Source organism: Micromonospora sp. KC723, assembly GCF_004348595.1.
GTDB lineage: Bacteria > Actinomycetota > Actinomycetes > Mycobacteriales > Micromonosporaceae > Micromonospora.
The window spans coordinates 17027-40228 of sequence record NZ_SMKD01000043.1; the positions used below are offsets into that span (position 1 = coordinate 17027).

Annotated in this window: 22 protein-coding genes; 14 read left to right on the forward strand and 8 right to left on the reverse strand. The window is 74.2% G+C overall.

The window, feature by feature from the left end; all coding sequences use genetic code 11:
* Positions 1 to 131: 131 nt before the first annotated feature.
* Positions 132 to 971 carry a DUF308 domain-containing protein gene (locus tag E1165_RS12515; protein ID WP_132390965.1) on the reverse strand — a complete coding sequence of 280 codons (840 nt, stop codon included), beginning with the start codon at positions 969 to 971 and terminating at the stop codon, positions 132 to 134.
* A gap of 192 nt (positions 972 to 1163) precedes the next feature.
* On the opposite strand from E1165_RS12515, the gene E1165_RS12520 reads away from it, so the two are divergent.
* Positions 1164 to 1865, forward strand: a complete 702-nt coding sequence (locus tag E1165_RS12520) for a 1-acyl-sn-glycerol-3-phosphate acyltransferase (protein ID WP_132390967.1) — start codon at positions 1164 to 1166, stop codon at positions 1863 to 1865.
* Positions 1866 to 2002: 137 nt separating this feature from the next.
* Here the strand turns inward: E1165_RS12520 and E1165_RS12525 are convergent, their stop codons facing one another.
* On the reverse strand, positions 2003 to 5605 hold the full coding sequence (locus E1165_RS12525) for an adenylate/guanylate cyclase domain-containing protein (protein WP_132390969.1): 3603 nt from the start codon (positions 5603 to 5605) through the stop codon (positions 2003 to 2005).
* 173 nt (positions 5606 to 5778) lie between these two features.
* On the opposite strand from E1165_RS12525, the gene E1165_RS12530 reads away from it, so the two are divergent.
* Positions 5779 to 5988, forward strand: a complete 210-nt coding sequence (locus E1165_RS12530; RefSeq protein WP_132390971.1) for a hypothetical protein — start codon at positions 5779 to 5781, stop codon at positions 5986 to 5988.
* Positions 5989 to 6048: 60 nt separating this feature from the next.
* Here the strand turns inward: E1165_RS12530 and E1165_RS12535 are convergent, their stop codons facing one another.
* Positions 6049 to 6741, reverse strand: coding sequence for a Crp/Fnr family transcriptional regulator (locus E1165_RS12535; RefSeq protein WP_132390973.1), 693 nt, complete (start codon positions 6739 to 6741; stop codon positions 6049 to 6051).
* Positions 6742 to 7000: 259 nt separating this feature from the next.
* Between E1165_RS12535 and E1165_RS12540 the strand changes: the two genes are divergently transcribed.
* The 7 genes from E1165_RS12540 (at position 7001) to E1165_RS12570 (ending at position 11706) form a co-directional block, all read left to right on the forward strand.
* A complete protein-coding gene (locus E1165_RS12540) occupies positions 7001 to 7495 on the forward strand; it encodes a polyadenylate-specific 3'-exoribonuclease AS (RefSeq protein ID WP_132183854.1) in 495 nt (164 codons plus the stop codon).
* Between the two features lie 97 nt (positions 7496 to 7592).
* Positions 7593 to 8096, forward strand: coding sequence for a pyridoxamine 5'-phosphate oxidase family protein (locus tag E1165_RS12545; protein ID WP_132390976.1), 504 nt, complete (start codon positions 7593 to 7595; stop codon positions 8094 to 8096).
* Positions 8097 to 8263: 167 nt separating this feature from the next.
* A complete protein-coding gene (locus E1165_RS12550; protein WP_132391007.1) occupies positions 8264 to 9292 on the forward strand; it encodes a 6-phosphofructokinase in 1029 nt (342 codons plus the stop codon).
* 74 nt (positions 9293 to 9366) lie between these two features.
* The gene (gene proC / locus E1165_RS12555) at positions 9367 to 10185 is read left to right on the forward strand and encodes a pyrroline-5-carboxylate reductase (RefSeq protein WP_132390978.1); all 819 of its coding nucleotides are present in this window, start codon (positions 9367 to 9369) and stop codon (positions 10183 to 10185) included.
* A gap of 97 nt (positions 10186 to 10282) precedes the next feature.
* Positions 10283 to 10633 carry a DUF2203 domain-containing protein gene (locus E1165_RS12560; RefSeq protein ID WP_132390980.1) on the forward strand — a complete coding sequence of 117 codons (351 nt, stop codon included), beginning with the start codon at positions 10283 to 10285 and terminating at the stop codon, positions 10631 to 10633.
* 33 nt (positions 10634 to 10666) lie between these two features.
* Positions 10667 to 11149 carry a GNAT family N-acetyltransferase gene (locus E1165_RS12565; RefSeq protein WP_132390982.1) on the forward strand — a complete coding sequence of 161 codons (483 nt, stop codon included), beginning with the start codon at positions 10667 to 10669 and terminating at the stop codon, positions 11147 to 11149.
* An 8-nt stretch (positions 11150 to 11157) separates the two neighbouring features.
* The gene (locus tag E1165_RS12570; protein WP_132390984.1) at positions 11158 to 11706 is read left to right on the forward strand and encodes a GNAT family N-acetyltransferase; all 549 of its coding nucleotides are present in this window, start codon (positions 11158 to 11160) and stop codon (positions 11704 to 11706) included.
* Positions 11707 to 11826: 120 nt separating this feature from the next.
* On the opposite strand, the gene E1165_RS12575 is transcribed toward E1165_RS12570, so the two are convergent.
* Positions 11827 to 12315 carry a glutathione peroxidase gene (locus tag E1165_RS12575; protein WP_132390986.1) on the reverse strand — a complete coding sequence of 163 codons (489 nt, stop codon included), beginning with the start codon at positions 12313 to 12315 and terminating at the stop codon, positions 11827 to 11829.
* Between the two features lie 140 nt (positions 12316 to 12455).
* Here E1165_RS12575 and E1165_RS12580 point away from each other — a divergent pair, with 140 nt between their 5' ends.
* From E1165_RS12580 to E1165_RS12595, 4 genes are all read left to right on the forward strand, one after another.
* Complete coding sequence (locus E1165_RS12580) at positions 12456 to 14033, forward strand: glycosyl hydrolase family 18 protein (RefSeq protein ID WP_132390988.1); 1578 nt, start codon at positions 12456 to 12458, stop codon at positions 14031 to 14033.
* 180 nt (positions 14034 to 14213) lie between these two features.
* Entirely contained in the window at positions 14214 to 14690 is a 477-nt protein-coding gene (locus tag E1165_RS12585; RefSeq protein ID WP_132390990.1) for a hypothetical protein, read from the forward strand.
* A gap of 69 nt (positions 14691 to 14759) precedes the next feature.
* Positions 14760 to 16166, forward strand: coding sequence for a class II 3-deoxy-7-phosphoheptulonate synthase (locus E1165_RS12590; protein WP_132390992.1), 1407 nt, complete (start codon positions 14760 to 14762; stop codon positions 16164 to 16166).
* Positions 16159 to 17190 carry a low specificity L-threonine aldolase gene (locus E1165_RS12595; protein ID WP_132390994.1) on the forward strand — a complete coding sequence of 344 codons (1032 nt, stop codon included), beginning with the start codon at positions 16159 to 16161 and terminating at the stop codon, positions 17188 to 17190. The genes E1165_RS12590 and E1165_RS12595 overlap by 8 nt, the downstream gene beginning before the upstream one ends.
* A 15-nt stretch (positions 17191 to 17205) precedes the next feature.
* Here E1165_RS12595 and E1165_RS12600 read toward each other — a convergent pair whose 3' ends face one another.
* Positions 17206 to 18072 carry a deoxyribonuclease IV gene (locus E1165_RS12600; protein ID WP_132390996.1) on the reverse strand — a complete coding sequence of 289 codons (867 nt, stop codon included), beginning with the start codon at positions 18070 to 18072 and terminating at the stop codon, positions 17206 to 17208.
* Positions 18069 to 20045 carry a Stk1 family PASTA domain-containing Ser/Thr kinase gene (gene pknB / locus E1165_RS12605; protein ID WP_132390999.1) on the reverse strand — a complete coding sequence of 659 codons (1977 nt, stop codon included), beginning with the start codon at positions 20043 to 20045 and terminating at the stop codon, positions 18069 to 18071. The genes E1165_RS12600 and pknB overlap by 4 nt, the downstream gene beginning before the upstream one ends.
* 143 nt (positions 20046 to 20188) lie before the next feature.
* Here pknB and E1165_RS12610 point away from each other — a divergent pair, with 143 nt between their 5' ends.
* Complete coding sequence (locus tag E1165_RS12610; RefSeq protein WP_132391001.1) at positions 20189 to 20575, forward strand: Rv2175c family DNA-binding protein; 387 nt, start codon at positions 20189 to 20191, stop codon at positions 20573 to 20575.
* Between the two features lie 105 nt (positions 20576 to 20680).
* Here E1165_RS12610 and E1165_RS12615 read toward each other — a convergent pair whose 3' ends face one another.
* A complete protein-coding gene (locus tag E1165_RS12615; RefSeq protein WP_132391003.1) occupies positions 20681 to 21763 on the reverse strand; it encodes a polyprenyl synthetase family protein in 1083 nt (360 codons plus the stop codon).
* A gap of 9 nt (positions 21764 to 21772) precedes the next feature.
* Positions 21773 to 23095, reverse strand: coding sequence for a transcriptional regulator (locus E1165_RS12620; RefSeq protein WP_132391005.1), 1323 nt, complete (start codon positions 23093 to 23095; stop codon positions 21773 to 21775).
* Positions 23096 to 23202: the final 107 nt, after the last annotated feature.

The following is a 23202-nucleotide window of genomic DNA, read 5'->3' on the forward strand; positions in this document are numbered from 1 at the left end:
CGGGCAGCCGGTGGGGGAAGTGACGTGCAGCCATATTCCTACTGACCGTAAGTTACACCCCTGTTACCCCGTCGGGGGGACCCGTGGCGTCCCGCGATGCGGTCGCAGCGGAGCGTGATCGGACGGTCGGTTCAGACGACGGCGCCGTCGTCTGGCTCGTGGTCCTCCTCGTCGCCGGGGCGCAGCCGCCAGACCAGGGTGACGAAGCCGGCGAGGATGCCGGTGAAGCCGAGCAGCGTCACCACCGAGGAGTCCACCGGCAGCAGCGACGGGTTGAGGAAGAGCACGAAGCCGACGACGATCGACAGCACGCCGACCGCGGCGTACTTGGAGATGCGGGGCAGCGGCGGCGGCGGGGGCGGGGTGTAGCCCTCCTCCGGGTCCTCCGGCAGGTCGGCGCCGAAGGTGTCCAGCCCGTCCAGCAGCGAGGGCTCGTCGTGCCGGCCCCGGCCCACCGAGATGCCGGAGATGTCCGCCGCGTACGGCAGCCGCCGTACGTCCGTCGCGGTCGGGCCGGTGGCCTCCTCGGCTCGGGTCGCGGGAGCCGCCGCGCCGCCGGCCCGGTCGGCGGGTTCGTCGTCGACGTCCTCGGCGTCCGGCCAGGGGTGGCTTCCCGCGGCCGGCGCGGTGTGGAAGGAGGCGACGATCCGGTCCCACTCGGCGTCGACGTCCGGCTCGGCGCGCGGCGGTTCCGGGGTCGACTCGTCGGCGAGCTGGGTGAGGTAGTCGCGGGCGGTGGTCAGGTGCGAGCGGTCGACGTAGAGCCGGTCGACCGGGCGGGCCGGGACCGTGGTGGTGCGGGTGACCGGGTTCAGGTCGGCGGAGGGCTGGAGGTAGGCGGCGATGCCACCGGCGGCGAGGACGTCGAGCAGGTGCTCACCGACCCGTGGGTCGACGTCGCCCGCGACCGCGTACTCGCTCGCGTCGAGCCCGTTGTCCCGCCGTCCCCGGCGGGCACCACCCGCTGACACCGGACATCCTCCTCGGCGGTCGTGTCGGCGCCCCGTACGCCGTGCCTTGAATCGTGACACGTGGGGACCCGGTTCCGGGAGTGCGTTGTGGCGTGCCGCTCCCGGTTCGTAGGCTCAGGGCCGACGATCCCACCGCCGACGGGCCGGCCGGCCGCCGGCGTCGTCCGCCCGCTCACCGCCGGAAGGACACCCTTGCTGTACTGGCTGATGAAGTACGTCATCCTCGGCCCACTGCTCAGGCTGATCTTCCGCCCGCAGGTCGAGGGGCTGCACCACCTGCCCGCCACCGGTCCGGTGATCCTCGCCAGCAACCACCTCTCGTTCTCGGACTCGATCTTCACGCCGCTGGTCGTCCCGCGAAAAGTCACATTCATCGCCAAAGCGGAGTACTTCACCGGTAAGGGCATCAAGGGCTGGCTGACCAAGGCGTTCTTCGCCGGCACCGGCTGCATCCCCGTCGACCGCAGTGGCGGCCGGGCCGCCCAGGCGGCGCTGGACACCCAGCTCGCGGTGCTGCGCGCCGGCGGCGTCGCCGGCATCTACCCGGAGGGGACCCGGTCCCCGGACGGCCGGCTCTTCCGGGGCAAGACCGGAGTCGCCCGGCTGGCCCTGGTCAGCGGCGCTCCGGTGGTGCCGATGGCCATGCTCAACTCCGACGAGATCCAACCGACCGGCCAACTCGTGCCCAACCTGGGTCGGGTCCGCATCCGGTTCGGCGCGCCGCTGGACTTCTCCCGGTACGCCGGCATGGCCGGCGACCGGTTCGTCGAGCGGGCCGTCACCGACGAGATCATGTACGAGCTGATGGAGCTCTCCGGCCGCGAGTACGTCGACATGTACGCCGTCAAGCTGAAGAACCCGCCACCGGTCGACCGCTCGCCCGTCGCCGCCTGATCCCCACCGCCCCCGGCACCGACCCGGCCCGGGTGGTCGGCGCGATCCGCGGCAGGTCGTGCCCTCCGGCGGACGGAACGCCCCGATCGCCGCAACCGGGTCGATCATGGGCTGCCTCGCGGCGGCGCGGGGCCGGCTCAGGAGGCCAGGGCGGAGCCGGCCTCGGGCACCGGACAACCGGCCAGGTCGAGCAGGCCGGGCGCCTCGTTGCGCAGCGCGAACGCGCGTACCTCGGCCAGCGGCGCACGGGCCGCCGGATCGTCGGCCCGGGCCAGCTCGGCCGCCGCCAGGGCCAGGCCCAGCATCCGGTCGGTGACGTCCGGGATCCGTCCGTAGATCTCCGCCCCGGCCAGGTGCAGCTCCCCGGCGCGCCGGTGGTCGCCGTCGGCCGCCGCGAGAGCCCCGGTCACCGTGCGCCGCGCCGCCTCCGACCAGGGTGTGCGGTGCCCGGGCCGGTCGAGCATCGTCCGGACCCGCACGGCCGCGTCCCGCCCGGCCAGGGTGGCCGCGTACGCCGCCGCCGCGATCCACTCGCCACTGGCCAGCGCCGGGACCGCCGTCCACGCGTCGGCCAACTCGTCGACCAGCGCCGTGGCCTCGTCCAGCCGGCCCTGCAGGGCGCGGCAGAGCGCCGCCATCCCGAGCATGGTCCAGTACGGGCGGTGGAAGCCGCCGCAGCGGGCCGCCTCCAGCGCCGCCGCCACGTCGTCACCGCGCCCGTCCGGTCGGCCGGCCGGCGGCAGCCCCCCGACCGCACCCGCCTCGCGAACCGACGCGCCCGCCCAGGGCGCCGGCGGGACCGCCTGGCCACGCAGCACCAGCAGGCAGGATCGCAGGCCCCGCACCTGCATGTCCCAGCCGCCGGTCGGGGTGTCCACGAAGGCGTCCGCCGCGGCCAGCAGGCGGGAGAAGTCCCCGGCGAAGTACGCCCGCATCGCCTCGCCGGAGTAGCTGGTGGCCAGCGTCTGCCCGCTACCCCTCGCCGCCGGCGCGGTCGACAGCAGCGCGTCGGAGCGCAGCCAGTCACCCTCCTCCCGCAGCGCGTAGGCCAGGTTCTGCACCGCCCGGGGCAGGGCGAGCAACTGCTCGGCACGGCTGGCCTCGACCAGCGCGCGCAACTCGTCCAGACCGGTCCGGTCGCCGGCCTGGTAACGGGCCGTGGCGGCGGTGATCCGCGCGTTGGTCCGAACCTCCGCCAACCCCAGCCGCTCACCGATCGCGGCGGCCGTCTCGGCGGCGGCGACCGCCGCGTCCCGCTCGTAGTTCAGCATGTGCAGCCGGCCCAGCTCGGCGTGCGCGTCGGCCTTCTGGCCGCTGTCCGGCAGCGGGGCGAACAGGGCGACCGCCCGGTCCAGGCAGGCCACCGCGGCACCGCGGTCGGCGCGCAGCCAGGCCGCCTGACCGAGCAGGGTCCACGCCCGCGCGGCGCACGCCTCGTCGCCGTGGGCGAGTAACTGGTCGGCCAGCGCGTGCAACTGCTCCGGGCCGCCTCCGGACAGGAAGGCGTTGCCGTCGCGGTAGAAGGAGATCTCGGTGCTCAGCAGTTCCAGTCGCAGCCGGTCGACCGGGTCGCTGTCGTCGGCCAGGCCGAGGGCGCGGGTCACATGGCCGGCCGCCGCCGCCAACCCGTGCAGGGCGTACGCGCGGCGGGCCGCCCGGTGCAGCGCGGCGCGTGCCGGGGCCGCGTACCGCCGGGTGGGTGTGCCCAGCGTCCGGGCGATCTCGTGCGCCGCCCAGCGGTGGTGTGCCAGCACCTCGGCCAGGTCGGTGTCCCGGCTGGCCGACAACGCGTCGATCCAGTCCGCCGTCCGTTCGTGTCGGGCCACCCGCTCGGTGCGGGGCAACCGCTGGTAGCAGACGTCCCGGACCAGCACGTGCCGGAACCGGAACTCGGGCTGGCCGGCCATGGTGGAGGTCGCCTGCTCGTGCACGAAGTCCCGCTGCGCGAGCCGGCGCAGTGCCCGCTCCACCGCCTCGACCGGCTGCCGCAGCGCGGCGGCGACCGCGCCGGGCCAGAACTGCACGCCCACCACCGAGGCGGCCAGCAGCACCGCCCGATCCTTGCCGTCGAGCAGGTCGACCCGGTTGGCGATGACCGCGTGCACGCTCTCCGGCATCGGCAGGTCCGGGCGTTCCTCCAGCGACCAGCCGCGCCCGCTCCGGCGCAGCGCGCCCTGCTCCATCAGCATCCGCACGTACTCGTGCGCGTAGAGCGGGTTGCCGCCGGCCACCTCGACCAGCGGGGTGAGCATCTCGGCGGGGAACGCGGCCTGGCCGAACATGTGCTGGTAGAGCGAGGCGATGCCGGCGTCCCGTAGGGGCGGCAGGGTGACCGTCACCGAGCCGGTGATGGTGCCCGCCCAGCTCGGGTCGCGGTCGACCAGCTCGGGACGGGCCGTGCAGAGCAGCAGCAGCGGCACGTCGCGGGCGGCGGCGCCGAGCAGTTCGACGAAGCGCAGCATGGCGGTGTCGGCCCAGTGCAGATCCTCGAAGACCAGCACGGTGGGTCGGCGGGCGGCCAGCGCCAGCAGGAAGCGACGCCAGGCCGACTCGGCCTCCTCGGCCGGCAGCCCGGTGCCCGCCAGGCCGACCAGTGGGCGCAGCGCGTCGGTGACGCGGTCCCGTTCGCCCGGGCCCACCAGGTCGGCCACCGCGGAGGCCAGCCGCCGCTGGGCGGTGGGGGCCGGGTCGGTGTCCAGGATGCCGGCCTCGGTCTTGACGATGTCGGCGAGCGCCGCGAAGGTGACGTTCTCGCCGAACGGTGGGCAGCGCCCGGTCCGCCAGCTCAGCGGCTCGTCGACCAGCTGCCCGACGTGCCGGTGCAGCTCCCGCACCAGCCGGCTCTTGCCGATGCCGGCCCGCCCGAGCAGCGTCACCACCTGTGGCACCCGGTCCCGCAGTGACCGGTGCAGCGCGTTGACCAGCAGGCCCAGCTCGTGCTCCCGGTCGATCAGCGGCGTGGTGTCCGCCTCCCGGTCGGTCGGCTGCCGACGTGCCGGGGACAGGGCCAACCAGACCTCGCTGGGCGACGAACGCCCGCGCAGGGTGACCGGCGGCTGCTCGGCGTAGCGGATGGCCTCCCTGGTCAACGCGTGCGTGACCTTGCAGACCAGCACCCCGCCCGGCGGCGCCACCGACTGCATCCGGGAGGCGGTGTTGACCACGTCGCCGGCCACGATCGCCTGCCCGCCGTCGCGGGCGGCGGCCACGTCGACCAGTGCCTCGCCGGTCGCCACGCCCACCCGGAACCGCAGCTCGTCCGCGCCCGTGGGGGCGAACCGGGTCAGCACCCGTTGCAGCTCCAAGCCGGCCCGGACGCAGCGCAGCGGGTCGGTCTCGGTGGCCACCGGCGCGCCGAACAGCGCCATCACCGCGTCCCCGATGTACTTCTCCACCACCCCGCCGTACTGGCCAACCACCCGCCGCGCGGCGGCGAAGAAGCCGGTCTGCATGCCACGGACCTGCTCCGGGTCGGTCCGCTCGACGTACGGGGTGAAGTCGATCAGGTCGACGAAGAGCACACTGACCCGCCGTCGGTCCTCCTGGGCGGGAACGGTCGGCCGGCCCGACCCGGAGCGGGGCGTTCCGCACGAGGTGCAGAACGTCACGTCGGCGGCGAGCGGGCGCCGGCAGTGCGAGCAGGCGTCCGCCAGCGCTGCCCCGCAGCCACCGCAGAAGCGGTCGCTCTCGGCGGCTGTGCGTCCACATCGGTCACACTTGCCGGAGATGACACCCTCCACTGGTCGGCCGGGCCGCCCGGCGGCCGGGCGCCGTCCTGCGTCCTCCGCGAGTATCGCCGTCGCCAACACTGTCAGGAACCGGGCTGTTGGTTTGTGGACACTCCTCCGGCCGGCCAGCGGCGCTACAGTCAGGCGGCCACGGCAATCGGTGATCAACAAGGGGGGGACAGGTCATGGTGTACGTCAAGCTCGAGGGCGACTGGACGGACGGGAACGGTGTCACGCACTCCGTCGGGGACTCGGTGGACGTCGACGCCGCCACGCTGGCCATGCTCCAGGCAGAGGGGATCGTCAGCGAGGGTTCCGGCGGCGGCAAGGACGGCACCGAGTGGGCGGGGCCGACCGGCACCGACTGGGCGGGGCCGACCGGCACCACCCCGTGACGCCCTCCCGGTGAGCCCGACGACGCGGCCGCGCGTTCCGCGCCCGGCCGCGTCGCGCGGTCAGCGCTCGTTCATCCCCGCCCGGCGGCGCAACGCCGCGACGTCGGTGACCACGATCCGCCGGCCCTCGGTCCGCAGCCAGCCCCGGCTGGCGAAGGAGCCGATCGCCTGGTTGACGCTCTGCCGGGAACCGCCGGCCATCTCGGCCAACTGGCTCTGGTTGAGCTCGATGGTGATCATCGGTGCCTGACTCTCGCCGGCCAGCCGCACCAGGGTCTTGGCCACCCGCCCCGGAAGGTCCAGGAAGACGTGGTCGGCGTTCTGCTCGGTGAGCCGGCGGATCAGCCCGCCCAGCGAACGCATCACCGCGTCGAGGATGCGCGGGTGGGTGTGCACCAGCTCCATGAAGGCGGGCCGGGACAGGGCCAGGGCCGCGCAGTCCTCGATCGCCTCGGCCGACGCCGAACGGGTGGAGGCGTCCAGCAGCGAGACCTCGCCGAGCACGTCTGGCGGCCGGATCACCGACAGCACGGCCCGCTCGCCGGTCGGCGCGGTGCGGAACACCGCGACCGCCCCGCGACGCAGCACGATCAGCGACTCGCCGGGGTCGTTCTCGACGAAGAGCAACTGGCCCTTGCGGTATGTGCGGGGCACCGCAGCGGCGATGACCCGCTGGCGTGCCTCCGGCTCCAGGCCGGCGAACATCTCCACGCCCGTGAGGGCGTCACCCGGCTCCGGCAGGCGCATCTCCACGGCCGAACCCCTCCCCCGGTCACGGACCTACGACTCGCTCACCGGGTGACCCTGACGGCCCTTGCCGGGGCGACTGGCCCCGGTCGGCGTCCGGTAGCGGTACACATCAGATCATGACGGCCCAGTTGCGTGCTGTACACCCCTCAAACCGTCTCCGTTACGCTCCCGAGCTGCGCCGGGTCCGGCCGACGCACCGTGGCGGACCGGCCGACCCGCCCCCGGCGGCGACGCCGCCGGGACGTGGGCGAGGATGGGCACGATGGTCTACCGCTACTTCTACGACTGCGAGTTCATCGAGGACGGCCGGATCGTCGACCTCGTCTCGATCGGCGTCGTCGACGAGTACGGCCGCGAGTTCTACGCGGTCTCCACCGAGTTCGACGACTCCCGGGCGGTGCCCTGGGTGCGCCGCAACGTGCTCGACAAGCTCCCCTCCCCGGCCGACCGGGCCTGGCGGTCACGGGAGCGGATCCGCGACGAGCTGTACGACTTCCTGATGGCGCCGGTCCGCGACCGGCCGGGCGAGCAGCTCGAACTCTGGGCCTGGTACGCCGCGTACGACCACGTGGTGCTGGCCCAGCTCTGGGGTGCCATGCCGGCGCTGCCCCGGGAGATCCCCCGGTTCACCAAGGAGCTGCGTCAGCTCTGGGACGACCGGGGCCGGCCGCGGCTGCCCGAGGCCGACGCCGACCGGCACGACGCCCTGGTCGACGCCCGGCACAACCTGGCCCGCTGGCGGGCGATGACGGGCTGAGCCGGCCCCGTGATGACCGCCCGAGCGCCGGAGGTTTGACCCGCGGTGTCCCGGGCACGGTGCGGCGAAGGGAGGGACGGCGAAGGGGTGGTACGTCATGAGCAGGCAGCCGACCGGCACCGCGAACGCCCGTCGCCGGGTGACCGAACTGGTCCGGGCCGCCCGGGTCGCCATGCTGACCACGATCGGGGTGGACGGCCGGTTGGTCAGCCGCCCGATGGCGTTGCAGGAGGCCGAGTTCGACGGCGACCTGTGGTTCTTCGCCTCCGCCGGCTCGGCCAAGGTGCGCCAGATCCGGGTGAACCCGGAGGTCGCCGTCTCCTTCTCCGACCAGCGACGGCAGGTCTGGGTCTCGGTTTCGGGCAGCGCCCGGGAGGGCTACGACCGGGCGCGGGCCGAGCGGTTGTGGAACCCGGCGCTCACGGCGTGGTTCCCGGACGGCCTGGACACCCCGGGCCTGACCCTGATCAGGGTGCACGCCAGCTCGGCGGAGTACTGGGACTCGCCGGGCGGCACGGTGGTCGACCTGCTCGATGTCGCCCGGGCCGCGGTGACCGGCCGGCCGCCGCGCGCGGGGGAGAACGACCAGGTCAGCTACTGATCGGTAACCAGAACGGAGCCGGGGCGTTGTGTCGCCGTACACCCGCGCCTACTACAGTCGGCACTGACGGCCCGCCCCGGGCCGGCAATGGCGCCGATGGTCTGAGCTGACACATACCCTGGGGCTTATCCGGGCTTCACCTGATGCTCCAGGAGGATGAGCAGATCATGCGTATCGGCGTGCTCACCGGCGGCGGCGACTGCCCAGGTCTCAACGCGGTCATTCGGGCGGTGGTCCGCAAGGGCGTCGCCAGTTACGGCCACGAGTTCGTAGGTTTCCAGGACGGCTGGAAGGGCCCGCTGGAGGGTCTGTCCAAGCCGCTGGGCATCGCGGAGGTCCGCGGCATCCTGCCGCGCGGCGGCACCATCCTCGGCTCGTCCCGGACCAACCCGTTCAAGATCGAGAACGGGGTGGAGCGGATCAAGGAGAACCTCGCCGCGCAGGGCGTGGACGCGCTCATCGCGATCGGCGGCGAGGACACCCTCGGCGTCGCCACCAAGCTGCACGAGCTGGACGTCAAGGTCATCGGCGTGCCGAAGACCATCGACAACGACCTCGGTGCCACCGACTACACCTTCGGCTTCGACACCGCCGTCAACATCGCCATGGAGGCGATCGACCGGCTGCACACCACCGCCGAGAGCCACCACCGCACCCTGGTGGTCGAGGTGATGGGCCGGCACGCCGGCTGGATCGCCCTGCACGCCGGCCTCGCCGGTGGCGCCAACGTGATCCTGCTGCCCGAGCGGCAGTTCGACGTCGAGCAGGTCGCCGGGTACGTCGAGAAGCGCTTCCAGCACCAGTACGCCCCGATCGTCGTGGTCGCCGAGGGCGCCCAGCCGCTGGACGGCCAGATGGTGCTGCACAACCAGGAGCTCGACGCGTTCGGCCACGTCCGCCTCGGCGGCATCGGCCAGTGGCTCGCCGAGCAGCTGGAGGCGAAGACCGGCAAGGAGGCCCGCACCGTCGTGCTCGGCCACATCCAGCGCGGCGGCACCCCGACCGCCTTCGACCGGGTCCTCGCCACCCGCCTGGGCCTGCAGGCCATCGACGCGGCGCACGAGGGCGACTGGGGCAAGATGGTCGCGATGCAGAGCACGGACATCGTCCGGGTTCCGCTGGCCGAGGCCACCCGCGAGCTGAAGACCGTGCCGCTGGAGCGGTACGCCGAGGCCGAGGTCTTCTTCGGCAGCTGATCGCCCGTTGGCCGGCGGCACGGTGGGGTGCACCCGCCGCGCCGCCGGCTCCCGCGACGGAAGGGGTACGACCGATGGCACCCGCCCGGCACACGGTCGCGGTGATCGGCGCCGGCAAGATCGGCGAGTTGATGCTCTCCGGCCTGTTGCGCTCCGGCTGGCCCGTCGAGCGGTTGCTGGCCACCGCCCGGCGGCCGGCCCGCGCGGAGGAGCTGACCGCCCGGTACGGCGTACGGGTGGTGGACAACCTCACCGCGGTCGAGGAGGCGGCGGTGCTGGCGATCTCGGTGAAGCCGCAGGACGCGGGCGTGCTGCTCGACGAGATCGGTCCCAAGGTGCCGGCCGACAAGCTGGTGATCTCGCTCTGCGCCGGTCTGCCCACCACCTTCTTCGCCCGGCGACTGCCCGGGGGCACCCCGGTCGTGCGGGTGATGACGAACACCCCGGCCCTGGTCGACCAGGCGATGAGCGCCATCTCCGCCGGCGCGCACGCCACCGGTGAGCATCTCGCCCTGGCGGAGGAGATGTTCAGCCCGCTCGGTGTCACGATCCGGGTGCCCGAGTCCCAGCAGGACGCGGTGACCGCGCTCTCCGGCTCCGGTCCGGCGTACTTCTACCTGCTGGTCGAGGCCATGATCGACGCGGGGATCCTGCTCGGCCTGCCCCGGCAGGTCGCGCACGAGTTGATCGTGCAGACCGCGATCGGCTCGGCGGTGATGCTCCGCGACTCCGGCGAGCACCCGGTCAAGCTCCGCGAGGCGGTCACCTCGCCGGCCGGCACCACCATCTCGGCCGTACGCGAGCTGGAGAAGCACGGCGTACGGGCCGCTCTGCTGGCCGCGCTGGAGGCGGCCCGGGACCGCGCCCGCGAGCTGGCGGCCCAGGCGGACTGAAGCTCCTCGGGCTGCCTGGGCGGCCCGGAGTGGAGGCTGACCGCTGGGCGACCCCGGGCGGGCTGCCGGCCGGCGGGCGGTGCCCCATACTGGCCGGGTGTTCACTCTCGCCCAGGCGCGTCACCTGGCGGCCACCCTGCGTCCCCGCGTCGACGAGCTGATCCGGCTCCGCGCCGACCTGGCCGAACTCCGTGCCGACCTGGCCGCACACGGCGTCTCGGTGCTCGGCGGGGTGGCCGAGGTGAAGGCGCTGGAGGCCCGGCTGCACGCCGTGCTGGAGGAGTTGAACTCCCACGACATCCAGGTCAAGGGCATCGCCCCGGTGCTGCTGGACTTCCCGGGCGAGCGGGACGGCCGCGCGGTGCTCTGGTGCTGGCTGGAGGGGGACTCCGACGTGCGCTGGTACCACCGGGTGGAGTGCGGCTTCGCCGGCCGCCGCCCGGTCTGACCCGCGCCTCCCGCCGTCGGGTACGGTCCGGTGGTGATCGCGGTACGGCGGGCCGACGGCCGGGACGCGGCGGGGATCGTCCGGCTGCGTGGGGTGATGCTGGCGTCGATGGACGGCGTCGAGCCACCGCCCGGGCCCTGGCAGGAGGCGGCCCGCCAGGTGCTGCGGGACCGGTTGGGTGGGCCGGAGGCGGCGATGGCCGTCTTCGTGGTGGACGCGCCCGACCGGCCGGGCGTCCTGGCGGCCTGCGCGACCGGCACCATCGACCTGCGGCTCGGTAGCCCCGGCAACCCCACCGGCCGCACCGGCTACGTCTTCAACGTGGTCACCGAGCCCGGCTACCGGCGGCGCGGCTACGCGCGGGCGTGCCTGGCGGCGCTGCTCGACTGGTACCGGGAGCGGGGCGTGGGCCGGGTCGACCTGCGGGCGTCGGTGGAGGGTGAGTCGCTCTACCGTTCGCTCGGTTTCGCCGACGTGTCCGGCCCGACCCTGCGACTGCGCCTGCCGGCGTCCTGAGGAGCGTCATGTTCGCCCTGCCGTTGACCGACACCGCCGAGCTGCGCCCGCTGTCGCCGTGGCACGCGGAGGAGTTCCTGGCCAACCTGGACCGGTGCCGGGAGCACATCTCGCCCTGGGTGGGCCCGTCCTTCGTGGCCACCGACCTCGACTCCGCCCGCCAGGTGCTGCAACGCTACGCGGACCGGTGGGCCCGCGACGACGGCGGCATCTGGGGGATCTGGGACGCCGGCGTGCTGGTCGGCGGCGTGATGTTCCTGTCGTTGGATGTGGCGGAGGGCGTCTGCGAGGCCGGCTGCTGGCTGGAGCCAGCCGCCGAGGGGCGGGGGCTGGTGACCCGGGCGGCGGGCCGGATCATCGACTGGGCGATCCGGGATCGGGGCGTCCACCGGGTGGAGTGGCACACCAACGCCCGCAACGCCCGCAGCATCGCCGTGGCCCGGCGACTGGGCATGACCCTCGACGGCACCCTGCGGCAGCGTTACCCGGGCCAGTCCGGCCGCATCGACGTCGAGGTCTGGTCGGTGCTCGCCCCGGAGTGGCGCGCCCCGGCGTGACGGCGCGGCGGCCCGTGTCGCTCCCTGCCCGCCTGCCCGGCGCGGTCGGGGCGGGGGCGTGGTGGTCCCGACCGGCGGTTGCCCGCCACGCCCGGCGGGGCAGGTGCTTCCGGTCCCTTCTCAGGTGGGCAGGGTCTTCTCGATCGCCTCGCGCAGCTCGGCGGAGTCGGGCGTGACCGTCGGGGCGAACCGGGCGGCCACCGTGCCGTCCGGCGCGACCAGGAACTTCTCGAAGTTCCACCGCACGTCGCCGGTGTGTCCCCCGGCGTCGGCGGTGTCGACCAGTTCGGCGTAGAGCGGGTGCCGGGCCGGTCCGTTGACGTCGACCTTCTCCGTCATGGGGAAGGTCGTGCCGTAGGTGATCCGGCAGAACTCGCTGATCTCGTCGGCGGTGCCGGGTTCCTGGCCGGCGAACTGGTTGCACGGCACGCCGAGCACCACCAGCCCCCGGTCGGCGTACTCGCGGTGGAGTCGTTCCAGGCCGGCGTACTGCGGGGTGAGGCCGCAGCGGGAGGCGACGTTCACCACGAGCAGCGCCCGGCCCCGGTACGCGTCGAGCCGGGCCGGGCCGCCGGCCAGGGCGTCGATCTCGATGTCGAAGACGGTCATGCCGCGAGGGTACGCGTCCGGGGTGGTGGGCCGGTGTGGGACGACGAATCGACGTATGTGCATCTTGACGAAGTGGCGACGGCGTGAGTAGCTTCTCCCCATCTACTGGAAAGTTTCCTAACTGTTTGGGGAGGTGCCACATGAACAGATTCCTCCACCGCGCCCTCGGGGCCGGTGTCGTGGCCGCGCTGGTCGTCGCCGTCATGCCGTTGACCTCGGCGTCCGGCGCCGGCGGCGTGACCGCCGGCTTCGCCGTCGCGCAGGACTGGGGGACCGGTCACGAGGCCCGGGTCACCGTCACCAACGGCACCGGCGCGAGCGTCGACACCTGGCGCATCGAGTTCGACCTGCCGGCCGGCGCCACCATCAGCAGTTCCTGGGACGCCGACGTCACCGGCAGCGGCAACCAGTACGTGGCGGTGAAGAAGAGCTGGGCCGGGCCGCTCGCCCCGGGCGCCGTCTTCACCTGGGGCTACACCGGCACCGGGCCGTACCGGGCGCCGCTGAACTGCACGATCAACGGCGCGCCCTGCGGCGGTGGCACCCCGACCGCCTCCCCGACCGCTTCCCCCACCGCCTCGCCGACGGTGTCGCCGCCGGCCGGGGGCAGGAAGGTCGTCGGCTACTTCGCCGAGTGGGGCGTCTACGGCCGCAACTACCACGTGAAGAACATCCACACCAGCGGATCGGCGGCCAAGCTCACCCACATCCTGTACGCCTTCGGCAACACCACCGGCGGGCGCTGCGTCATCGGTGACGGCTACGCCGACCACGACAGGGCGTACACCGCGGCGGAGAGCGTGGACGGTGTCGCCGACACCTGGGACCAGCCGCTGCGCGGCAGCTTCAACCAGCTGCGCAAGCTCAAGAAGATGTACCCGCACCTGAAGGTGATCTGGTCCTTCGGTGGCTGGACCTGGTCGGGCGGCTTCACCCAGGCGGCGCAGAACCCGGCCGCGTTCGCCGAGAGCTGCCACCGGCTCGTCGAGGACCCGCGCTGGGCGGACGTCTTCGACGGCATCGACGTCGACTGGGAGTACCCGAACGCCTGCGGCCTCACCTGTGACTCCAGCGGCCCGGACGCGTTCCGGAACGTGGTCTCCGCGCTGCGGTCGAGGTTCGGCTCCTCGGCGCTGGTCACCGCCGCCATCACCGCCGACGGCAGTGCCGGCGGCAAGATCGACGCGACCGACTACGCCGGCGCCGCGCCGTACCTCAACTGGATCATGCCGATGACGTACGACTACTTCGGCGCCTTCAACGCCCAGGGTCCGACCGCCCCGCACTCCCCGCTCCACTCGTACCCGGGCATCCCGAGGCAGGGATTCTGGTCCGACGCGGCGATCCAGAAACTCAAGAGCAAGGGCGTCCCGGCCGGCAAGCTGTTGCTCGGCATCGGCTTCTACGGTCGTGGCTGGACCGGCGTGACCCAGGCCGCCCCGGGCGGCACCGCGACCGGTCCCGCCCCGGGCACCTACGAGCAGGGCGTCGAGGACTACAAGGTGCTCAGGAACACCTGTCCAGCCACCGGCACGGTCGCCGGCACGGCGTACGCGACGTGCGGGGCCAACTGGTGGAGCTACGACACCCCCGCCACCGTCGGCGGCAAGATGGCGTACGCGAAGAGCCAGGGCCTCGGTGGCGCGTTCTTCTGGGAGCTCTCCGGGGACACCGGCACCGGCGAACTCCTCACCGCCCTCACCGCCGCCCTCCGTTGACCCCTGCCCGCGCCGGTCTCCGGTTCGTCGGTGGAACATCATGGATGTCTGCGGGGGAGTGGGACAGCCGTGGCGTTCCACCCACCGGGCGGCCCTCGAGGGTGGCATGATGGCGATCACATCGGGATTGATCGATGTGGCAGACTCGCTCGGCATCTCGACGTCCCCGAGGAGGGGCCCATGGGTCCGAGGCACCGCGCGGCCAGCGTCGCCGCGCTCGCGCTCCTGCCGCTGTCCCTGCTCGGCTGCGGGATCGGCGGCGACGGCGAAAACGACGCCCCCCTCGGACGCGCCCCCGCCGAGGAGGCCGCCACGAAGTCCCGCGAGCGGGTGCAGGCCTACCTCGACGCCATGTCCGCCAAGGACGTCGACGCCGGGCGCAGCCAGCTCTGCGCCCCGATGCACACCGCCTTCGACGCGGGGGCCACCGGCCCGAACGGGGACTTCGCCGACCACTTCGAGGTACCCAGAACCGCCATCACCGACATCCGCACCGGTCCGGGCGGGCAGGAGGTCAGCGCCGTGGTGACCGTGGCGGTCGGCGCGAAGGAGGCGGACCGGCGGCTGCTGTTCACCGTCACCCGCAGCGGAGCCGACTGGTGCATCTCGGGTGAGACGGCCGGCGGAGCCGACCCCGAGACCTCCGTCACTCCCTGACCCTCCCAACTGCCGGAACCGTCCCCCTCGACGGCGGGCCACCCCGGCCGTCGCCGTACGCTTTCTGTCATGCGCCATGAGTGGCACCAGCTGAGCTATCCCGCCGTGAGCAGCCCCGCGCTGCAGACCAGCCGTCCCATGGTCGACTCCGCCGAGGACGCCGCCCTCGGCCTGGACCGCTGGCGGGAACTGCCCCGTGCGCAGACCCCGCCGTGGCCGAACCCGGCGGAGGTCGCCGAGGTCTGCAAGGTGCTCGACACCGTCCCGTCGGTCGTCGCGCCGTACGAGGTCGACCAGCTCCGCCAGCGCCTCGCGCTGGTCTGCGAGGGCAAGGCGTTCCTGCTCCAGGGCGGCGACTGCGCGGAGACCTTCGCCGACAACACCGAGAGCCACCTGCTGGCCAACGCCCGCACCCTGCTCCAGATGGCGATCGTGCTCACCTACGGCGCGTCGCTGCCGGTGGTCAAGGTCGCCCGCGTCGCCGGGCAGTACACCAAGCCGAGATCGCTGCCGACCGACGCCCGGGGGCTGCCGGCGTACCGCGGCGACATGATCAACGGCCTGGAGGCCACGCCGGAGGCGCGGGTCGCCGACCCGCAGCGCATGATCCGGGCGTACGCGAACTCCGCCGCCGCGATGAACATGCTGCGCGCGTACCTCGGCGGCGGCCTGGCCGACCTGCACGCCGTGCACGACTGGAACAAGGGCTTCGTGCGCAGCTCGCCGGCCGGCGAGCGTTACGAGGCCATCGCCCGGGAGATCGACCGGGCGATGGCATTCATCCGGGCCTGCGGGATGACCGACGAGGAGGCGCTGCGCACCGTCACCCTCTACTGCTCCCACGAGGCGCTCGCCCTGGAGTACGACCGCGCGCTCACCCGGGTCTCCGACAACCGGGCCTACGGCCTGTCCGGGCACTTCCTGTGGATCGGGGAACGCACCCGGCAGATCGACGGTGCGCACATCGACTTCATCTCCCGGATCGCCAACCCGATCGGGGTCAAGCTCGGCCCGACCACCAGCCCGGACGAGGCGATCGAGCTCTGCGAGAAGCTCAACCCCGACAACGTCCCCGGCCGGCTCACCCTGATCAGCCGGATGGGCAACCACAAGGTCCGCGACGCCCTGCCGCCGATCGTGTCCAAGGTGACCGCCGCCGGTGCCAAGGTGGTCTGGCAGTGCGACCCGATGCACGGCAACACCCACGAGTCCTCCAACGGCTACAAGACCCGGCACTTCGACCGGATCGTCGACGAGGTGCTCGGCTACTTCGAGGTGCACCGGAGCCTGGAGACGCACCCCGGCGGCCTGCACGTCGAGCTGACCGGCGAGGACGTCACCGAGTGCCTCGGCGGCGCGCAGAACATCGCCGACCTCGACCTGCCCGACCGGTACGAGACCGCCTGCGACCCCCGGCTGAACACCCAGCAGTCGCTGGAGCTGGCCTTCCTCGTGGCGGAGATGCTCCGTGGCTGACCGCCCTGTCGACCTGCGGTCGGACACCGTCACCCGGCCCACCGCCGGGATGCGGGCGGCGATGGCCGCCGCCGAGGTCGGCGACGACGTCTACGGCGAGGACCCGACGGTCGCCGCGCTGGAGGCCGAGGTCGCGGCGCTCTTCGGGCACGAGGCGGCGTTGTTCGCCCCGACCGGCTCGATGGCCAACCAGATCGCCCTCCAGCTCGTGGTGCCCCCGGGCGACGAGCTGCTCTGCGACGCCGACGCGCACGTCGTCACGTACGAGATCGGTGCGGCGGCGGCGTACGGCGGGATCTCCTCGCGGACCTGGCCGGCGGTCGGGGCGGAACTCGATCCCGACGTGGTCGCCGCCATGGTCCGGCCGGACGGCTACTTCGCCGTGCCGACCCGGGCGATCGCCGTCGAGCAGACCCACAACCGGGGCGGCGGCGGGGTGGTCCCGGTGGACACGCTGCGCGCGCTGCGCCGGGTCGCCGACGACAACGGGCTGGCCCTGCACTGCGACGGCGCCCGGATCTGGCACGCCCACGTCGCCGACCGGGTGCCGCTGGCCACCTACGGCCGGCTCTTCGACACCCTGTCGGTGTGCCTCTCGAAAGGGCTCGGCGCCCCGGTCGGCTCGCTGGTCGTGGGCAGCGCCGAGAAGATCACGCGGGCCCGGTTCCTGCGCAAGCGGATGGGCGGTGGGATGCGCCAGGTCGGCGTCCTCGCCGCCGCCGGCCGGTACGCCCTCACCCACCACGTCCAGCGGCTCGCCGCCGACCACGCCAGGGCGGCCCGGCTTGCCGAGGCGGTCGCCCCGTTCGGGGTGCTCGCCGGCCCGGTACGGACCAACATCGTCCCGCTCGACCTCGGTAAACACCCGACGGACGCGACCGCGCTGGCCGCCGCCGCCCGGGCCGAGGGCGTGCTGATCTCGGTGCTCGGCCCGCGTACCGCCCGGCTGGTCACCCACCTGGACGTCGACGACGCCGACGTCGACCGCGCCGCGGCGGCGCTCACCCGCGTCCTGCGCGGCTGAGGCCGGCCCGTCGCCTCACGGCCGGAGGCGCTTGAGGGTGGCGATGTCGGCGGCGTGGCCCTCGTGCTCCTCCGTCGGGGTCTCCACCACCACCGGGACGCCGGCGGTGGCCGGGTGGGCCATCAGCTCGGCGAACGCCGGTTCGCCGATGCTGCCCTTGCCGATGTTCTCGTGCCGGTCACGGGTGGAGCCGCACAGGTCCTTGGAGTCGTTGGCGTGGATCAGCCGCAGCCGGTCCGCCCCGACCGTGGCCACCAGTGTGTCCAGCGTCGCCGTCATGCCGCCCTCGGCCGCCAGGTCGTGTCCGGCCGCCCAGGCGTGACAGGTGTCGAAGCAGACCCCCAGCCCCGGGTGGCGGTCCACCGCGTCCAGGTACGGGCCGAGCTGCTCCACCCGGGAGGCGAGCGACCGCCCGCCGCCGGCGCTCGGCTCGACCAGCAGCATCGGCCCGCCGGCCGCAGTGGCCTGGTCCAGCAGGGGCAGCAGTGTCTCGCGTACCTGCCGCAGGGCCGCCTCGGCGTACCCGGCGTCGACCGCGCTGCCGGCATGGAACACCACGCCGGCGGCGCCGATGGCCCGGCCCCGTCGCAGCGCGTGCGCCAGGGTCTGCGCCGAGCGCTGCACCGTCGCCGGGGTGGGTGAGCCCAGGTTCACCAGCAGGGACGCGTGGATGAAGACCAGCACGCCCCGCTCGCCGCAGCCGTCCCGGAACAGGCTGTCCTGCGCCGGGTCGCCGGCGGGCAGCGCCCAGCCGCGCGAGTTGGAGACGTAGACCTGCGCCACCTCGGAGCCGCACGCGTCGGCGTACGGCAGGGCCCTCTTCGCCAGCCCGCCCGCGGTCGGGGTGTGCGAGCCGACCGGGCGGCGGGTCGCGGCCGTCACAGGCACCCGATCGTGACCGGGGTGCCCGGCGGCAGCGGGGCGTTCTCGCCCGGGTTCTGGAAGGCGACGGTCCCGTTCGGGTTGAACTGCACGTTAACCGGGAAGTTCAGGGCCTCCAACTGCTGCTTGGCCTGCTGGCAGGGCAGGCCGACCAGCCTCGGCAGGATGACCTGCGGCGGACCCTTGCTGACCTCGAGGCGGACCTTGGCGCTCCGCTCGACGCCGGCCCCGCCGGCCGGGCTCTGCTTGAGGACCTCGTCCTTCGGCTTGTCCGAGTCCGTGTACGTCTCCGTCAGCACCAGGCCGAGCCGGTCCAGCGTCGCGCGCGCCTCGTTGAGGTTCTTGCCCACCAGGTTGGGCACGGTGATCGGCGCCCGGCCCTTGCTCAGCACCAGGGTGACCCTGGTGCCGGGCTTCACCTCCGCGCCCACCTTCGGGTTGCTGTCCACCACCACGCCGGCCGGCAGGTTGTCGTCGTAGCGGGTGGCGCCCTTGACCGCCACCAGGTTCGCGCTCTTCAGTTCCGCCTCGGCCAGCTCGAACTCCTTGCCGACGACGTCCGGCACGGGGAACCGGGCCGGCCCGAGCGACAGGGTGAGGGTGATCGTGCCGCCCTTGAGGATCCTGGTGGCCGAGGTGGGGTCCTGCGCCACGACGCTGTCCCGGGGGACCGCGTCGTCGTATCTCGGCTCGGCGTAGGCGATGGTGAAGCCGGCCCGGTCCGCCTGGGCCTGTGCCTCGGCCTTGGTCATGCTCACCAGTTGCGGGGCGACCGTGTACCGGCCCACCCCGACCCACCAGCCGCCGACCGCGGCGAGCAACCCGATGGCCACCACCGCGGCGGCTACCGAGAGCCGCCCCCGGGAGGTGCCGGCCAGCCGCGCCCACAGCGCCGCCGGGCCGCCGGGCGCCGGTGCGGCCCGCCGCCGGCGCGGCCGTTGCGGGCCGTCGTCCTCCGGCAACCGGGCCCAGGTCGGCCGCTCCGCGGGCTGGACCGCCGCGACCACCATGGTCGGCTGGTCCACCGCCGGGGCGTCGTCGGCGACCCGGCGCAGCACGGCGGTACGGGTGTGCGGGTTGCCCAGGTCGTCCCGGGCCACCTGCACCTCGGCCAGCAGGGCGCCGGCGTCGGTCGGCCGTGCCCCCGGGTCGCGCCGGGTGGCCCGGGCGACCAGGTCGTCGAGCACCCGGGGCAGCGCGGGCACCAGGGTCGACGGCGCCGGCACGTCCCGGTCGACGTGTTGCCAGGCCACGTCCACCGGGCGGTCGCCGTCGTACGGCACCCGTCCGGTGAGCATCTCGAACAGCACGATGCCGGCCGAGTAGACGTCGGTGCGCGGGTCGGCGTGCCCGTCGGTGACCAGTTCCGGCGCCACGTACGCCACGGTCGCCATCAGTTGGGTGCCGTCGGCGTCGTCGGCGCTGGCCTCGACCGCCCGGGCCAGGCCGAAGTCGGCGACCTTCACCACGCTGTCGACCAGGTTCGCCACGCCGCCGGTGGGCGCCTCGGCGACCAGCACGTTCTCCGGCTTGACGTCCCGGTGGACCAGTCCGGCCCGGTGCGCGGCGGCGATCGCGGCGAGCATCTGCTCCATGATCGCCAGAGCCTCGTCGGGGTGGAGCCGGCGCCGTTCGGCCAGCACCTCGCGCAGGGTGCGGCCCCGGACGTACTCCATCACCAGGTAGGGGAGCCCCTGATGGGTGCCCTGGTCGTAGACCGCCACCACGTTCGGGTGGGTCAGCCGGGCGATCGTCTTCGCCTCGTCGGTGAACCGGGCCATGAACCCGGCCGCGCGGGCGCGTGCCTCCGGCGGCTGGGACGGGTGAATGATCTTGACCGCCACGGTGCGCTCCAGGCGCTCGTCGGTGGCGGTGTACACGGTCGCCACGCCGCCGCGCGCGACGCGCCCGCGAATGCGGTAGCGCCCGTCGAGCAGCGAGCCCAGCAACGTGTCGGCGACCTGTGTGTCCATCGGCAGGCAGTCTATGCGTCCGGCGGCCGAAGGTTGAACAGGATGCTACAGCCGGGCTGCTCCGCGCCGTCGCGTCGCCCGCTCGGGCGGGTTGCCCGGGGTGCCGCTGCGCCCCCGTGGTGCCGACGTGGCAGGGTGGGCGGGTGACCGATTCCGTACCCGCCGACCAGGCCGGCGCCGCCCTGCCCGGCCCGGCCGACCCGGCCGCCTGGCTGACCCTGCCCGACGTGGCCGAGCGGCTGGACCTGACGATCAGCAAGGTCCATCAGATGATCCGCGACCGGGAGCTGATCGCCGTCCGCCGCGACGGCGTCCGCCGGATCCCGGTCGACCTGGTGGCGAACAAGACCGTACTCAAACACCTGCCGGGTGTGCTGAACCTGCTGACCGACGCCGGCTACGGCGACGAGGAGGCGCTGGCCTGGCTCTACACCCCGGATCCGACCCTGCCCGGCGGCAGTGCCGCCGCCGCTCTCGCCGGCGACCAGGCCCGCGAGGTCAAGCGCCGCGCCCAAGCCCTCGGCTTCTGACCCACCCGCCGCCCCGGCCCGGGGCTGGTCACGAGGTTGGCGGCGGCGGATCCGCAACCGCCGCCAACCTCATCGAGCCCCGGCTCTCCGCCCGGCGTGGTGGGGCTAGCTGGGGCGGCGGGTCGCGGCGATGGCCAGATCCACCAGGGCCTGGCGGGCCTCGGTGTGCAGGTCGACGGTGGCCAACGCGGCCAGCGCGGCGTCGGTGAGCGTGACGATCCGCTGCTCGGTCCGGGCCAGCGCCCCGCACCCGGCGATCAGCTCCCGCAGCCGGGCGATGCCGGACTCGTCCAGCGCCGCGTCGCCCAGCCCGGTCAGCAGCAGCTCCCGGCCGGCGTCGTCGGTCGCCTCCATGGTCGCCGCCACCAGGTAGGTGCGCTTGCCCTCACGCAGGTCGTCCCCGGCCGGCTTGCCGGTCTGCGCCGGGTCGCCGAAGACCCCCAGCACGTCGTCGCGGAGCTGGAAGGCCTCGCCCAGCGGCAGCCCGTACGCCGAGTACGCCGCCCGCACGTCCGCCGACGCCCCGGCCAGCGCCGCGCCCAGCAGCAGTGGCCGCTCCACGGTGTACTTCGCCGACTTGTACCGGGCCACCTTGCCGGCCCGCTCCAGCGAGGTGTCCCCGGTGGCCTGGGTCAGTACGTCCAGATACTGCCCGACGGTCACCTCGGTGCGCATCTCGTCGAAGACCGGGCGGGCCCGCGCCACCGTCCGCGCCTCCAGCCCGGCGGAGTGCAGCAGCTCGTCGGACCAGACCAGGCAGAGGTCGCCGAGCAGCACCGCGGCGGCGTCGCCGAAGCCGTCCGGGTCGCCGCTCCAGCCCGCCGCCCGGTGCCGCGCGGCGAACCGTCGGTGCACCGCCGGCTCGCCGCGCCGGGTGTCGGACCGGTCCATCAGGTCGTCGTGGATCAGGGCGCTGGCCTGCACGAACTCCAGCGCTGCCAGGGCCGTCACGACCTGGTCGCCGTCGACCCCGCCGGCCCCCCGGAACCCCCAGTACGCGAACGCCGGGCGCAGCCGCTTGCCGCCGCCCAGCACGAACGCCTCGATCGCCTCGGCGACCGGCAGCAGGGCGTCGTCGACGCGGGTCAGCCGGGCCCGCTGGCCGGCCAGGAACTCGGCCAGCGCCTTGTTCACCCGTTGACGCAGGTCGGCACGGTCGACGGGGGAGACGGGAGCAGCATCGGTCACGTCAGCACGCTAGCCGGTCCCCTCCGGGCCCCACCCCGGGGGCGGCGCGTCGCGTACCCCGCCGGCCGGCAGGAACGGGCGCGCGTCGGCGAGCAGCGCGCGCCAGCGTCGTACCGCCGGCTCGGCCCGGTGCGCGGCGAGCCGCCGGTCCGTCTCGGCCAGCCCGGCGGCGGCCCGCGCCGAGCCGGCCCGGACGGCGTCCCGCAGCGCCGCCCCGGCCACCACGGCGGCCTCGTCGACCTCGCCGAGCCGCACCAGCCCCCGGGCCAGCCAACTGCCGTACACCGCCGCGCCGCGTGGGCCCGCCGCGGCCCGCAGCGCCTCCCCGAGCAGCGGCACGGCCGGCCCGGGCCGGCCCAGCGCGACCAGTGCCCGCCCGGTCATCGCCGCCAGCTCGGCGCCGTCCAGCCAGTACAGCCAGGCTGGTTCGGTGGCCGGCTCGACGGTCTCGGCCGCGCGCCGGGCCGCGTCCAGTGCCTGCCGCCCGGCCGGGGCGCGGCCGGTGAGCGCGGCGGCCAACGCGACCCGGTGCAGCAGCAGCGCCCGCAGCCCCCGGCTGGCCGCGCGGCGGGCGCCGGCGTACCCGGCCCGGGCCAGCAGCAGCGCGCCCTCGGCGTCGCCGGCGCCGGCCAGCAGGTGGCTGGCGGAGGCGAGCACGTGCCCGGCGAGTGCCCGGTCCCCGGTGGCGGCGGCGGCCCGCAACCCGAGGCGGTGCGCGTCCACCCCGGACGCCAGCCGGCCGGCGTCGCCGTCGAGCCATCCGGCGAGCTGGGCGGTCTCGGCCAGCGTCGGCAGCAGCCGCTGTCGCCCGTTCGGACCGGACCGGCGCAACGCGCGGACCACGCACCGCAGCCGGTACGCCCCGACCGGGGCCAGGTCCGCGCCGCCGGCCAGGTCGTCGAGCCGGCGCAGTTCGGCCAGCCCGACGGCGGCGCACCACCCCGGCCCGTCCTCGTCGGCCACCCGCCGCACGACACTGGTGATCGTCGCCGGGGCGAGCAGCAGCGGCGTGGACGGGTCCGCCGCCCAGCGGTGCGCCAGGGCCAGCAGGGCCGACCGGGAGCGGGCCGCGGCCGGACCGGGCCGGCGACCCCGGACCGTCGCGTCGACCAGGAGCCCGGCCGGTGCGTCGAGCACGGCGGCCAGGTGACGCCGCCAGTGGTCGCCCGGCGTCCGCGTTGCCCGCTCCCAGCGGGACACCTCGTGCCGGGTCAGGGTGGGTGTGCCGGCGGCGGCGCAGAGTGCGGCGGCGAGTTGCTGCTGGCTCCAGCCACGGGCCAGTCGAAGCTGGGTGATCAACGGCCCGAGCAGGCTCGGGTCGGGCGGGGTCATCGGTCCTCCGGTACGGGTGTCGGCGCGGCCACGCCGCCCGTCCACCAGGACGGACCGGCGCGCCGCCGGTCGGTGCTGACCCCCGCGCGTGACCCCGGCGCCGGCCC